At 75.1% G+C, this 13,504-nt stretch carries 13 protein-coding genes; 11 read left to right on the top strand and 2 right to left on the bottom strand.

The features are described from left to right. Positions 1-13 precede the first annotated feature (13 nt). The 4 genes from egtC to GA0070214_RS02840 all read left to right on the top strand — a co-directional run bounded on the left by egtC (position 14) and on the right by GA0070214_RS02840 (position 2,945). Entirely contained in the window at positions 14-760 is a 747-nt protein-coding gene (gene egtC / locus GA0070214_RS02855; protein ID WP_091258658.1) for an ergothioneine biosynthesis protein EgtC, read from the top strand. A 41-nt stretch (positions 761-801) separates the two neighbouring features. Next, positions 802-1,767, top strand: a complete 966-nt coding sequence (egtD, locus tag GA0070214_RS02850; RefSeq protein WP_091258656.1) for an L-histidine N(alpha)-methyltransferase — start codon at positions 802-804, stop codon at positions 1,765-1,767. 227 nt (positions 1,768-1,994) lie between these two features. Next, complete coding sequence (locus GA0070214_RS02845) at positions 1,995-2,582, top strand: TMEM165/GDT1 family protein (protein WP_091258654.1); 588 nt, start codon at positions 1,995-1,997, stop codon at positions 2,580-2,582. 162 nt (positions 2,583-2,744) lie between these two features. Continuing rightward, on the top strand, positions 2,745-2,945 hold the full coding sequence (locus tag GA0070214_RS02840) for a hypothetical protein (protein ID WP_091258652.1): 201 nt from the start codon (positions 2,745-2,747) through the stop codon (positions 2,943-2,945). A gap of 50 nt (positions 2,946-2,995) precedes the next feature. On the opposite strand, the gene nhaA is transcribed toward GA0070214_RS02840, so the two are convergent. Continuing rightward, positions 2,996-4,297 carry a Na+/H+ antiporter NhaA gene (gene nhaA, locus GA0070214_RS02835; protein WP_091258651.1) on the bottom strand — a complete coding sequence of 434 codons (1,302 nt, stop codon included), beginning with the start codon at positions 4,295-4,297 and terminating at the stop codon, positions 2,996-2,998. Positions 4,298-4,608: 311 nt separating this feature from the next. Between nhaA and GA0070214_RS02830 the strand changes: the two genes are divergently transcribed. After that, positions 4,609-6,063: a tyrosine-protein kinase domain-containing protein gene (locus GA0070214_RS02830; RefSeq protein ID WP_091258649.1), complete on the top strand. Its 1,455-nt coding sequence runs from the start codon at positions 4,609-4,611 to the stop codon at positions 6,061-6,063. On the opposite strand, the gene GA0070214_RS02825 is transcribed toward GA0070214_RS02830, so the two are convergent. Further along, positions 6,044-6,622 (bottom strand): arsenate reductase/protein-tyrosine-phosphatase family protein, encoded by a 579-nt coding sequence (locus tag GA0070214_RS02825; RefSeq protein ID WP_091259844.1) that lies wholly within the window; start codon positions 6,620-6,622, stop codon positions 6,044-6,046. The two genes, GA0070214_RS02830 and GA0070214_RS02825, sit on opposite strands and share 20 nt — an antisense overlap. A gap of 144 nt (positions 6,623-6,766) precedes the next feature. Here GA0070214_RS02825 and GA0070214_RS02820 point away from each other — a divergent pair, with 144 nt between their 5' ends. The 6 genes from GA0070214_RS02820 (at position 6,767) to GA0070214_RS02795 (ending at position 13,494) form a co-directional block, all read left to right on the top strand. After that, complete coding sequence (locus GA0070214_RS02820) at positions 6,767-7,996, top strand: glycosyltransferase family 4 protein (protein ID WP_091258647.1); 1,230 nt, start codon at positions 6,767-6,769, stop codon at positions 7,994-7,996. A 127-nt stretch (positions 7,997-8,123) separates the two neighbouring features. After that, positions 8,124-9,908: a DUF4012 domain-containing protein gene (locus GA0070214_RS02815; RefSeq protein ID WP_091258643.1), complete on the top strand. Its 1,785-nt coding sequence runs from the start codon at positions 8,124-8,126 to the stop codon at positions 9,906-9,908. A gap of 13 nt (positions 9,909-9,921) precedes the next feature. Next, on the top strand, positions 9,922-10,539 hold the full coding sequence (locus tag GA0070214_RS02810) for a hypothetical protein (RefSeq protein WP_091258641.1): 618 nt from the start codon (positions 9,922-9,924) through the stop codon (positions 10,537-10,539). Positions 10,540-10,643: 104 nt separating this feature from the next. Continuing rightward, complete coding sequence (locus GA0070214_RS02805; protein WP_091258639.1) at positions 10,644-11,063, top strand: protein-tyrosine phosphatase family protein; 420 nt, start codon at positions 10,644-10,646, stop codon at positions 11,061-11,063. A gap of 23 nt (positions 11,064-11,086) precedes the next feature. Continuing rightward, positions 11,087-12,349, top strand: coding sequence for a D-alanyl-D-alanine carboxypeptidase family protein (locus GA0070214_RS02800; RefSeq protein WP_091258637.1), 1,263 nt, complete (start codon positions 11,087-11,089; stop codon positions 12,347-12,349). Between the two features lie 233 nt (positions 12,350-12,582). Continuing rightward, the gene (locus GA0070214_RS02795; protein ID WP_244167518.1) at positions 12,583-13,494 is read left to right on the top strand and encodes a flippase-like domain-containing protein; all 912 of its coding nucleotides are present in this window, start codon (positions 12,583-12,585) and stop codon (positions 13,492-13,494) included. Positions 13,495-13,504 lie beyond the last annotated feature (10 nt).

Here is a 13,504-nt window from a genome sequence, read left to right as displayed (position 1 = left end):
GTGGTGCCGACTGATGTGCCGCCACCTGGCGTACCTCGGTCCGCCGGTCAGCCTGCGCAGCCTGCTCTTCGACCCGCCGTACGGGCTGCTGCGGCAGTCCTGGGCGCCCCGCGACATGCGGGGCGGCGGCACGATCAACGCCGACGGCTTCGGGGTCGGCTGGTACCCGGGCGACGGCGACCCGGTCCGCTACCGGCGGGCGCAGCCGATGTGGAGCGACACCACCCTGCCGGACCTGGCCGGTGTGACGGTCGCGGGCGCGGTGCTGGCCGCCGTCCGCTCCGCCACGGTCGGCATGCCACTGCACGAGACGGCCGCCGCGCCGTTCGCCGAGGGGCGCTGGCTGTTCAGCCACAACGGGGTGGTCCGCGGCTGGCCGGACAGCCTGGTGCCGCTCGCCGCCGGGCTGCCGGTCCGTGACCTGGTCACCCTCGAGGTGCCGACCGACTCGGCGCTGCTCTGGGCGCTGGTCCGGCACCGGCTGCGGGCCGGCGCCGAGCCCGGTGACGCGCTCGCCGAGACCGTCGCGGCGGTATCCGCCGCCGCCCCGGGGTCGCGGCTGAACCTGCTGCTCACCGACGGCGCCACGGTGGCGGCCAGCGTGGCGGGGCACGCGCTGTCGGTGCGCCGTACCCCGGATTCGGTGCTCCTGGCCTCGGAGCCCTTCGACGACGACCCCGGCTGGCGGCCGGTGCCGGACGGCCGGCTGGTGGTGGCCACCGCCGGCGGGCTGGACACCCGGGAGTTGACGGTCGCCTGACACCCCTTTTCCCACACCGGTAGGAACAGGAAGGACTGCTGATGAGCGCGGAGCCACTGGAGATCCACCTGGAGGAGCAGGACCTCGACCGCGGCCTGCGGGAGGACGTCCGGGTCGGCCTGGCCGCGACGCCGAAGTGGCTGCCACCGAAGTGGTTCTACGACGCCCGGGGCAGCGAGCTGTTCGAGGAGATCACCCGGCTGCCGGAGTACTACCCGACCCGGGCCGAGCGGGCGGTGCTGGCCGCACACGCCGACGAGATCGCCGCGCTGACCGGCGCCAAGACCCTCATCGAGCTGGGCTCCGGCTCGTCGGAGAAGACCCGCCTGCTGCTGGACGCGTTCACCCGCCACGGCGATCTGGGCAGCTTCGTGCCGCTGGACGTCTCGGTGAGCGCGCTGCGCGGGTCCACCGCGGAGATCGCCGCCGCGTACCCGGGGCTGCGGGTGCGTGGCATCGTCGGCGACTTCACCCGCCACCTGGACCGGCTGCCCACCGGCGGCCGGCGGCTGGTGCTGTTCCTCGGCGGGACCATCGGCAACCTGCTGCCGGTGGAGCGGGCCGAGTTCCTCACCGCGATGCGCGCGGCGCTGGAGGCCGGCGACTGGTTGCTGGTCGGCACCGACCTGGTGAAGGACCCCGCGGTGCTCGTCCCCGCCTACGACGACGCGGCCGGCGTGACCGCCGAGTTCAACCGCAACGTGCTCCGGGTCATCAACCGCGAGCTGGGGGCGGACTTCGACCCGGCGGCGTTCCGGCACGTGGCGGTCTGGGACCCGGAGCACGAGTGGATCGAGATGCGGCTGCGGGCCGAGCGCCCGGTCCGGGTGCGCGTGCTCAATCTGGACGTCCGGTTCGCCGCCGGGGAGGACCTGCGCACCGAGGTCTCGGCCAAGTTCCGGCCGGAAGGGATCGGCCGGGAACTGGCCGCGGCCGGGTTCGCCCGGCAGGCGTTCTGGACCGACCCGGACGGGCTGTTCGGGGTCAGCCTGGCCCGGGCCGACTGACGCGCCGGTGACCCTGTTCACCCGCGGCGGCCCGTCCGGTGATGATCGGCTACGCTGGGCGGCGCGAAGGGGAGTAGCCCCCAATGTCGTGGTCGACATACTGGTGCGTTCCGCATCCGGCCACGCGGCCCCGGTCACCCGGGGCGGGCGAGACCTTCGACTCAGGCTGTCGCAGCCGGGTCGAGGGCGCCCCCGTACCTCCTCCCGGCCTGATCGGGAAGGTTCACATGGACGGTTTCCTCGTCGCGCTGGTGGTCAGCTTCGGCGTCATCTTCGTCGCCGAGCTGGGCGACAAGTCCCAGCTCATGGCCCTGACGTTCGCCACCCGCTTCCGGCCGCTGCCGGTGCTCATCGGCATCACCGTCGCCACCGCGATCGTGCACCTGGCCTCGGTCGCCATCGGTTACGGCCTCCACGCGGCGCTGCCCACCGGCTGGATCTCGCTCATCGCCGGCCTGGCGTTCCTCGGCTTCGGCGCCTGGACGCTGCGCGGCGACAAGCTGACCGAGGAGGAGAAGCGCAAGGCCGAGAAGAGCAGCCGCAACGCGATCGTGGCGGTCGGTGTGGCGTTCTTCCTGGCCGAACTCGGCGACAAGACCATGCTCGCCACCATCACCCTGGCCACCAAGTACGGCTGGTTCGGCACCTGGCTCGGCTCCACCCTCGGCATGGTCGCCGCCGACGCCCTGGCGATCCTGGTGGGCCGCCTGCTCGGCCGGCACCTGCCGGAGAAGGCCATCCGGTACGGCGCCGCCGTGCTCTTCGCCATCTCGGGTCTGTGGCTCGTCTTCGAGGCGATCGCCGAGCTGAGCTGAGCCCGCCGGCCGGTTCCGGCGCACGTGCCGGCGGCGGAACCGGCCGGGGATGATCGAGGACGGCGTCCGCGGGGTATGCACATCCGGGCGACGCCACGGCGGGTGCCGACCACCGCCTAGCGTGAGCCAGGAGAGGAAACCGGACGACCGGGAGGTCCGCGCATGAGCAGGCACGACGAGCCCAACGAGTACGGCTTCGCCGGGGACGCCACCGCGCCCGAGCCGCCGGCCGGCGGGCGCCCCGACGAGCAGGACCGGATCGAGGAGATCGCGGTTCCGGGCGACGACCTCACCGAGCCGTACGCCGACGCGCTGGAGGAGACCGAGGAGCACGAGGAACGCCCGGCCGACCGCCGCCGCTGAACCGCCACGCGCCGGCCGCCAGCGGGCGGCCGGCGCGGGAGCCGCGCCGGCTAGGCCCGCCGCTCCTGGTAGACGTCCGGGATGCCGTCACCGTCGGCGTCCCGGCTCTCCCGTTCGCTGATCCGCCGGTAGACCCGGTTGCGCCGGATCAGCACCGTCGAGGCCAGCCCGGCGGAGACCAGCGAGCCCAGCAGCACGGCCGCCTTCACCCGCTCGTCCTCGGGGCTGCCCGGCCCGAACGCCAGCTCGCCGATGAGCAGCGACACGGTGAAGCCGATGCCGGCCAGCAGGGCCAGCCCCGCCAGGTCCGCCCAGGTGATCTCCTCGTCGAGCTCGGCCCGGGTGAACCGGGCCAGCAGGAACGTCGAGCCGAACACCCCGACCGCCTTGCCGAGCACGAGCCCGGCGGCCACCCCGAGCACCACGGGGTCGCGGAGGACCGCACCCGGGTCGACGTCGACCAGGGACACCCCGGCGGCGAAGAACGCGAAGACCGGCACCGCGAGGCCCGCCGAGACCGGCCGCCACCGGTGTTCCAGCCGCTCGGCGAGCCCGGGCCCTCCGCCTGCGGCCGGGCGTACCGGCACCGTGAAGCCGAGCAGCACCCCGGCCACCGTGGCGTGCACGCCGGACGCGTGCACGAGCGCCCAGGCGGTCGCCGCGAGCGGGAGCAGCGCCCACCACCAGGTGTGCCGGCGGCGCACCAGCAGGGCGAAGGCGGCGATCGGCAGCACCGCGCCCAGCAGCGGAAGCGGGTGCAGGTCGCCGGTGTAGAAGACCGCGATGATGACGATCGCGAAGAGGTCGTCGACCACCGCGAGCGTGAGCAGGAAGGCGCGCAGCCCCTGCGGCAGGTGTGAGCTGACCACGGCCAGCACGGCGAGCGCGAAGGCGATGTCGGTGGCGGTGGGGATCGCCCAGCCGCGCAGCCCCTCCCCGCCGGCGGAAAGCGTCACCGTGACGTAGACCAGCGCCGGCACGACCATGCCGCCCAGCGCCGCCACCACCGGCAGCGCCGCCCGGCGCGGGTCGCGCAGGTCGCCGGCCACGAACTCCCGCTTGAGCTCCAGGCCGGCCACGAAGAAGAAGATCGCCAGCAGGCCGTCGGAGGCCCAGGCGGCCAGGCTCAGGTCGAGGTGCACGGCGGCGCCGCCCGGCCACGGCACCACGTCGCCCAGGTCGGCGTACGCGGCCCGCCAGGGTGAGTTGGCCCAGAGCAGGGCGATCAGCGCGCCGAGCAGGAGCAGCCCGCCGCCGACGGTCTCGGCGCGCAGCACGTCGGCCAGGAACCGGGCCTCGGGCCAGGACCGGCGGGAGAGCAGGCGGGGGGACGGCGGGCGGCGGTCGGTCATGCGGTGTCCGTTCCGGGAGCAGGGTCGGCGGAGTCCTCGCCGACCAGACTTCCCGGCACACCGGTTCCGACCCTATCCGGCCGCCCGCCCGCCCGCACCAGACGGCCGGGTCCGGCGTTAACAGGGTGGGCCGCCCGGATATGTGTTCTGAAATGGAAGGATTTAGACCTTCTGTGCGGTTCTGATCGTTTAGATTCGTCGAGTCACTTAGCGTGATGTATAGGCGTTTGATCCTGGCACGCGTACTGGGGTTTTTAGGGGGCTTTCGTGCAGTTTCATCGGCAGACCGGCGTGTCGCGAGGGGGAGCGTGATGGACGTTCTCGGCTACCTGCGCCTGGTCCGGCGCCACTGGTGGATCGTGCTGGTCACGGTGATGATCGCCGTCGGCGCCGCCGCTCTCGTGACGATCCGGACGGCGCCCCGTTACGAGGCCTCGGTGACCTTCTTCGTCACCACGCCGAGCCAGGGCGTCACCGACGCCTACCAGGGCAGCCTCTTCCTCCAGCAGCGGGTGAAGTCCTACGGTGACCTGCTCACCAGCGACCGGCTGGCGCAGAGCGTCGTCGCCGAGGCCCCGCTCGGGCTCACCGCCGACCAGGTCCAGCACCGGATCACCACCTCGACCGAGGCCGGCACGGTGCTGCTGAAGGCGACCGTCACCGACACCGACCAGACGCGGGCGCTGAAGACCACCGAGACGCTCTCGGCCAAGTTCATCGAGCTGGTGCAGAAGGTGGAGACGCCGCCGGACGGCAAGGCGCCGCCCATCAAGCTCGAGGTGGTCAGCGGTCCCCGGGTGACCTCCAGCCCGGTCTCGCCGCAGCCGGTGCGGAACCTGGTCATCGGCGGCCTGCTGGGGCTGCTGCTCGGTGCGGGGCTGGCCGTGCTGCGCGGCCTGGCCGACGTCCGGATGCGCGACGCGGCCGCGCTCCAGCGGGTCACCGGCAGCCCGCTGCTGGGCGAGATCCCGTTCGAGTCCGGGGCGAAGGCGGCCCCGCTGATCGTCGGCGAGGCGGCCAACTCGCCGCGCGCCGAGGCGGTCCGCAAGCTCCGCACCAACCTGCGCTTCGTCGACGTGCACGAGCCCGCCCGGGTCATCGCGGTCACCAGCGCGCTCCAGGGCGAGGGGAAGACCACGATGGCCTGCAACACGGCCATCGCCCTGGCCGAGGCGGGCTGGCGGGTGCTGCTCATCGACGCCGACCTGCGCCGTCCCAAGGTCGCCGACTACCTCGGCCTGGACGGCGGAGTGGGGCTCACCGACGTGCTGGTCGGCGACGTCCAGGTCGGCGACGTGGTGCAGCGGTGGGGCGACAAGTCGCTGCTGGTGCTGCCCAGCGGCGCCACCCCGCCCAACCCCAGCGAGCTGCTCGGCTCGAAGGCCATGGCGGACCTGCTGGTGGCGCTGCGCGAGTCGGCCGACATCGTGGTCATCGACACCGCGCCGCTGCTCGCGGTCACCGACGGTGTGGTGGTCGCCGTGCAGGCCGACGGCGCGCTGCTGGTCACCCAGCAGGGCCGGACCTCGCGCAGCCAGGTGGCCGCCGCGGCCCACGCCCTGCACTCGGTCTCGGTGCGCCTGCTCGGTTGCGTGCTCAACATGGCCAAGGTGGCCAAGGCGGACGCCTACCAGTACGAGGCGTACAAGGTGGTCGTGCCGGCCGCCGGGCCGTCGGTGCCCACCGACCGGGCCGGGGTTGCCCGGCGTGGGGAGAAGGCGCCCGTGGGCGACCACACCCAGGAACTCACCCGGCTGTCCCGATGAGCGCGAGCACCGGTCGGATCGAACGCTCGATCTCCTCGGCGCAGCGCCGGAAGTCGGCGGGCGAGCCGCCGATCGGGTCGCGCAGGTCGTCCGCGTCTCCGGTGGCGGGTTGCAGCCGCCCCCGGGCGCGGGCGGCCGCCGCGACGGCGGCCCGCAACGGGGACCCCGCGCCCGTGCCGGTCGGCCCGGTCGCCTCCGCCGCCTCGGCCGTGGCGGCGGAGGCCAGCCGGGCGAACTGGCGGAGCGTGAAGGTCCGGGGCAGCGCGGCCGGGGTCATCGCCGTGCAGACCGAGCGCTGCCGCCGGGTCGCGGTCAGCACCAGGGCGGACCGGGTCAGGTGCTCCGGTCGGAGCCGGCGGGTGCGGAACGCCCGTGGGTCCGCGCCGGTCCCGGCGGCGACCTCGACCGCGTACGGGTGCATGGCGGCCCCGTCGAGAGCGTCGGTGCCCGCGCTGGTCACCGCGACCGGCAGGTCGCGCAGCAGCCGGCGGGCGATGAACTCCGCCATCGGGGACCGGCACATGTTGGCGTGGCAGACGAAGAGCACCCCGTCGACCATCTGCACCCCTCTCGTCGGCACGGTCGCGGGAGGGGGTGCCGCGACGGCGGTGTTCCGGCGGTCGCGGCCGGACGCAGAGGGGATGTCGGCATCCTACGGGGTGCCGGGACCCGCGCGTCGGGAAGCCCCGCCCGGAGCGCGGCCATGAAGATCGGCATCCTGTCGTACCACTTCCCGCCCGAGCCCGCGTTCATCCCGGGCAGCCTGGCCGAGGAGCTGGCGGCCCGCGGCCACGAGGTGCGCGTCCTCACCGGCTTCCCCGACTATCCCGGCGGGCACGTCTACCCGGGCTGGCGGCAGCGCTGGCGGCACCAGACCCGCAGCGAGCGGCTGACCGTCCGCCGGGTGCCCCGGTACGCGGCCGGCGACGGCTCCGCGCGGGCGCGGATGGCGAGCTGGCTGTCCTTCGCCGGCAGCGTGGCGCTGAGCGGCCGGCGCTACCTCGGTGACGTCGACGCCCTCTACGTCTTCCAGCTCCCGGCGGTCACCTTCGCCGCGGCCGGCCTGCTGCGGCTGCTCGGCCGGGTGCCGAGCGTGCTGCACGTGCAGGACGTCTGGCCGGAGGAGGAGCCGTCCCGGGCCGGCGAGACGCGCCGGTGGTCCGGCCGGCTGGACGCCACCCTGCGCCGGATCTACCAGGAGGCGGGCGCCGTCGCGGTCACCGCACCGTCCATGCGGGACCTGGTCGTGGCCGGGGGCGCCGACCCGGACCGGGTGCGGGTGGTGCTGAACTGGACCGACGAGCGGATCTTCCGCCCGACCGAGCCCAGCCGGGCGGTCCGGACGCTGATCCGCCGGGACGGCCGCTGCGTGGTGATGCACGCGGGCACGATCGGCGTACGCCAGGGGCTGGAGACGGCGGTGCGCGCGGCGGCGGCGCTGGACGACCGGCTCGACCTGGTCCTGGTCGGCTCGGGAGCCGAGGAGCGGCGGGTGCGGGGGCTCGCCGCCGAGCTCCGGGCGGACAACGTGCGGTTCGTCGACCGGCGGTCCCCGTTGGACATGCCGGAGCTGTACGCGGCGGCCGACTACCAGCTCGTCATGCTGCGTGACCTGCCGGAGCTGCGGGGCATGGTGCCGGGCAAGCTCCAGGCGGCGCTCTCCTGCGCCGCGCCGGTGGTGGCGTCCGCCGGCGGCGACACGGTCGCGCTGGTGGAACGGGCGCGCGCCGGGCTGTCCTGCCCGCCCGAGGACTGGGCCGCGCTGGCCGACCGGTTCTGGCTCGCCTCCGCCATCCCACCGCCGGCCCGGGTCGACATGGGTCGCCGTGGCCGGGACGCGTACCTGCGCGAGATGTCGCTGCGGGCCGGTGTCGACCGGATCGAGGGCCTGCTGCACGAGGTCTCGGCGCGCGCCGGCAGTGCCCGCCGCTGACCGGAGCGGTCCTCGCGAAAACGCCACGCGGTAGCAAAGTGCATGATACTGCCGCGAAACGGTGGAAATTCGTGCTAGAAAGCGATCAATCGTTATTAGTGTCCGGTTTCGAGCACGGGAGAGTGGTGTGACGGAAAGCGGTGGGCCGCCCCACCGGCGGCGGCGCTCCCGGCGCCGCAGCCGGGCCCGCGTACGCCGGGTCCTGCTCGTCGGGCTGGTCGTCGTCTCGGTGCTGCTGGCCGCCGGCGGTTGGGTCGGGTTCCGTGGCTGGCAGGCCCGGGCGCACCTGCTCAACGCGGCCGGGCTGGCCCAGGAGCTCAGCACCCAGGTGGTCGGCGGCGACGTGGCCCGGGCCCAGCGGACGCTGGCCGCTCTCCAGGAACAGGCCGCCGCGGCCCGGAGCGCCACCGGCGACCCGGGCTGGTGGCTCGGCCAGCAGACCCCGTACGCGGGCGACGACCTGGCCGCGGTGCGCCAGATCGCGGTGGCCGTCGACGACCTCGCCCGGCTCGCCTTCCCCACCCTGCTCCGGGTCGACCTGGCCTCGCTGGTGCCGAAGGAGGGGAAGCTCGACCTGGGCCGGCTGCGTGCCGTCTCGGCCGAGGTCTCCGCGGCGGACCAGGCGGTGCGGCGGACCGGGGAGCGACTGCGCGCGGTCGACGCCGACGACCTCGTGGGGCAGGTCCGGGACGCGGTCTCCGGGTTGCGGACCGAACTGGACCGGCTGGGCGAACTCACCTCCGCCGCGGACCAGGGCGCCCGGCTGCTGCCGGCGCTGCTCGGCGCCGACGGGCCCCGCAGCTACCTGCTCGTCTCGCAGAACCCGGCCGAGCTGCGTGCCACCGGTGGCATGTTCGGCGCACACGCGGTGCTGCGGGCCGAGGGCGGCCGGATCCGGATGTCCGGGCAGAACAGCGCCAGCAGCCTGGGGTCGTTCACGCCGCCGCTGCCGGTGAGCCCGGAGCTGCGGCGCCTGTGGCGGAACCTGCCCGGGACGTTCCCGGCCGACGTCAACCTCAGCCCCGACTTCCCGACGGCGGCGGCGCTCTACCGGGAGATGGTCCGCCGGCGCACCGGCGCCACGGTGGACGGTGTGCTCGCGGTGGATCCGCTGGTGCTGTCCTACCTGCTCGCCGTGATCGGGCCGGTCACCGTGCCGGACCGGCCCAGCCTGGCCGGCAGCACCGTGGTCCGGACCCTGCTCAGCGACACCTACCGGACGCTCGACAACGCGGAGCAGGACGTCTACTTCGCGAGGGCCGCGTCCGCGGTGTTCGACGCGCTCTTCACCAAGGCGGTGAATCCACGGGCCCTTTTGACCGTTTTCAACCGTTCTATTGCAGAACGTCGGATATTGTTCTGGAGTGCCCATCCCGCGGAGCAGCGCGTCCTCGGCGACAGCCGGTTGGCCGGGAAGCTCCGCGAGAAGGACACCGTGCCGACCGTCGGCGTGTTCCTCAACGACGGCAGCGGCGCGAAGCTCGGCTACTACCTGAGGTTCTCGGCAACCGTGACGGTCGGCGACTGCCAGCCGGACGGGCGCCGGGAACTGCGGCTACGGGTGACGGTCCACTCCACCGCCCCGCAGTCGGGCCTGGCGAAGTCGGTCACCGGCCTCGCGCTCTCCGGCGATCCGTACACCGCCCGCACCCTGGTGTCGGTGTACACGCCGACCGGAGGGGCGGTGCTCGGCGGCCGGCTGGACGGGCGGGACACCGCGATGGGCAGCGGGACCGCCGGTAGTCGCCAGGTGACCGTGGCGACCGTGGAGGTCAAGCCGGGGCGTACCCGGACCCTCGACGTCACCCTGCTCACCGGCAAGACGAGCGCCGGCACGGCCGAGCTGGTGCTCACACCCACCGTCACCCCATGGACCACCCAAGTTGTTTCCGCACCAAGCTGTGATCAGTAGGAGGGAATCCATCATGCGGCTATCCCGCATCTTCATGGCGCTCACGGTCGGCCTGGCCGTGGCGGCCGTGCCGACCGCGGCCGGCGCGGCACAGCCGCAGCCACCGGTGTACCCACCGGCGAACCCGACGCTCACCGTCTCGCCGCCGACCATCCGTCTCGGCGGGACCTTCACCATCCGGGGCGAGGGCTTCCTGGCCGGCGCCGTCGCGATCAGCGTGGCGATCAGCGGCAACCCCAACGCCGCACCCGCACAGGGTTCGGTCCGCAGCGACGGCAGCACCGTCGCGATGGCCGCGGTCGCCTACCAGCAGCCGCAGCCGGCGCCGACCGCGTTCAGCGTGACGGCGGACGAGGACGGCGAGTTCACCATCACCTACCGGCCCACCCGGACCGGGCGGCACACCTTCACCGCCACGCAGGCCGACCGCGTGGACAGCGCCACGGGCATCGTCCTGCCGGCGCGGCCGGACCGCCCGGGGCGGCCGGGTGGCGGCAACCTGCCGGTGACCGGTGACAGCCTCAGCACGCCGGTGAAGCTCGGCGGCGGCCTGGCGGGCGCCGGTGCGGTGCTCGTGCTGCTCTCCCTGGCCTGGCGTCGGCGCGGTCGCTTCGGGATCGGCTCCCGCTGATCCTGCGGCATCCCGGGCAGCGCCCGGACCGCTCGCGACGGTGCCCGCCGGACCACATCCGGCGGGCACCGTCGCGCCTGCGGCTCCTCCGACACAATGTCCGGATGGAACCGACGCCGCCATGGACGGACCGGACCGGCCTGCTGGTGCTGCCCGGCGGCGCCACCGTACGCGGGCGGCGGATCGCCGCACCGGCCACGCCCGCCGACTTCGCCCTGCTGCTGGCGCCCGGCCCCGATCCGGCCTGGCCGGCCCGCCGGATCCGCTGGCCCGACTTCTGGCTGCCGCTCGACCGGGCCGACGCGCTCGACGCGCTGCGGGAGGCGTGGCGCCGCGCGTACGCGGGGGAGCGGGTCGAGGTGGCCTGTCACGGTGGCGTCGGCCGGACCGGCACCGCCCTCGCCGCGCTGGCCGTCCTGGACGGGCTCGCTCCCGGGGCCGCGGTGGCCTGGGTCCGTGCGGGTTACCACGCGAGGGCGGTGGAGACCCCGTGGCAGCGCCGGTGGCTGCGCCGCGTCCGTTGAGCCGCTCGGTAGGGTGCCTCCTCATGAGCGCACGGGTCCTGGCTGCCACCACCGTCGTCGCCCTGCTCGTCGCCGGGGCACCGACCCCGGCACACGCCGCTCGGCCGGTGACCGCCGCCCCGGCGGCGGTGCCCTGCCCGCGGCTGCCGGCGCCGAAGGTGACCCGGCCGCCGCGGCCCACCCCGCCCCCGTCCGTCCCCGAGGACCAGGCCGTCGGCGGGGACGGGCTGGCCACGCCGGGCCTCGTGACGCCACCCGGCAGCCCGGCCCCCCCGGCCGTCACGGCCACCACCTGGCTGGTCGCCGACCTCGACACCGGGGCCGTGCTCGGCGCCTGCGGCCCTCACGAGTACGGCACGCCGGCGAGCACCCAGAAGCTGCTGCTGGCCGCCACCATGCTGAACCGGATCGACCCGAAGCAGGTGGCCGTCGCGACCCGGGCCGACCTGGACATCGAGCGGGGCAGCTCGGCCGTCGGCCTGCTCGTCGGCGGGCGCTATCCGGTGGAGACGCTCTGGCTGGGGCTGCTGCTCCAGTCCGGCAACGACGCGGCGAACATGCTGGCCCGGCTCGGCGCCGGCAGTGCCCGCGCCGGTGTCGCCCAGATGAACGCCGAGGCGCGCCGGCTGGGCGCCCGCCAGACCCACGCCGTCACGCCGTCCGGGCTCGACGGGCCCGGGCAGTTCACCAGCGCGTACGACCTGGCGCTGATCGCCCGCGCCTGCTTCGCCGACGCGCGGTTCCGCCGCTACGCGCGCACCGAGCGGACCCAGATCCCCGCCCAGCCCGCGCTCAAGAAGGGCGGCTTCCAGATCCAGAACGAGAACCAGCTGATCTACCGGTACCCGGGTGCGCTCGGCGGCAAGACCGGCTTCACGGAGCTGGCCCGGCACAGCTACGTGGGCGCGGCCCAGCGCGGCGGCCGGCGGCTCGTGGTCACCCTGCTCGGCGCCGAGGCCCGCCCCGTACGCGGCTGGCAGCAGGGCGCCCAGCTGCTCGACTGGGGCTTCGCGCTGCCCCGGGACGCCTCGGTCGGCCGGCTGGTCCAACCCGGCGAGCCGGCCGCCGAGCCGGCCGTGCCCAGCGGCTCCCCGGCCGCGGCCCACCCGACCCCGCCGCCGGCCTGGCGGGGGCCGGCCGGGACCGCGCTGCGCCGGATGGCCGACGGCGACTGGCAGGTCATCGTGCCCACTGCCGGCCTGCTCGCCCTCACCGTCGGCGGTCTGGTGGCGGCGCTGGTCGCCCGCCGTGGCCGGTCCCGCCGGGCCGGTCGCCGCCGCGCCTGACCCGCGACCGGTCCACGTACCGGTCGGGCGGACCGGCCGCGATGCCGCCCGCCCGGCCGCCGGTCGCCCTATCGTCGGGTGATGCGGGACAGCCGGCCAGCCGACGGAACCCCGCCCCGCGCGCCCGCGGCGGTGTGCGCCCGCCCGGAGAACCACCGCTGACCCCGGCGATGCGCCGGAGTCACCCGCCCGCCGGCCGCCTGGCCCGAGCCCTGCGGATCACCCCGCGGAACGTGCTCCTCGTGGTCCTGCTCGGCCTGGGGGTGTACGTCCTGCTGCCGCAGCTCGGCCAGGCACGCGCCGCGCTGCACGCCGTGCGCCACGCCGACCCGGTCGCGGTGACCGGGGCGCTGCTCGCCGCGGCCGCCACCTATCCGCTGAGTGCCCTCGCGCTGCGGCTCGCGGTCGCCACCCCGGTGCCGCTCGGCCGCACGGTCGCCGTCCAGGTGGCCGCCGCCTTCGTCAACCGGCTCGCGCCCGGTGCGCTCGGCGGCGCCGCACTGAGCCTGCGCTACCTGCACCGGCAGGGACTGACCGTGCCGGCGGCAGCCACCGCGGTCGCCGTGAGCCGGGTCGCCGGGGTGCTCGGCGTGGCCCTGCTGCTGCCCGTCCTGCTGCCGTTCGCCCGGGGGACGCGCCGGCACCTCGTGGACGCCGTGGCCGGTCGCGGGCTGGCCGTGCTGCTCACCGTGCTCGCCGTGCTGCTGGCGGTCGCCGTGGCGCTCGCCGTACCCCGGTGGCGGTCCCGGCTCCGGGCGGCCCGGCACCAGGTCGCGGACGCCCTGCGCGCGCTGGCCCGGAGCGGCCGGGTCGTGTCGCTGCTGACCGTGAGCGTGGCGCTGACCCTCGCCTACGCCGCCGCGCTCTGGCTGGCCCTGCTCGCCGTCGGGCTGCCCGCCGCGCCGGCGCTGCTCGCGCCGGTGGTGCTGGTGTGCGTTCTCGGGGAGGGGCTGGCCACCGCCGCGCCGACCCCCGGCGGGCTCGGCGCCACGGAGGCCGCCCTCGTCTCCGGCCTGCTGCTCTACGGCGTCCGGACCGAGACCGCGGTGGCCGGGGTGCTCGTCTACCGCCTGGCCACCTTCTGGCTGCCGGTGCTGCCCGGCTACGTGGCGCTACGCCTGCTCCTGCGCCGCGGCGCGATCTGAGCGGGGAGAG

This window comes from Micromonospora chaiyaphumensis, assembly GCF_900091435.1.
GTDB lineage: Bacteria > Actinomycetota > Actinomycetes > Mycobacteriales > Micromonosporaceae > Micromonospora > Micromonospora chaiyaphumensis.
The sequence above is the reverse complement of the archived record's forward strand: the minus strand, read 5'-3'. Positions and strand labels throughout refer to the sequence as shown.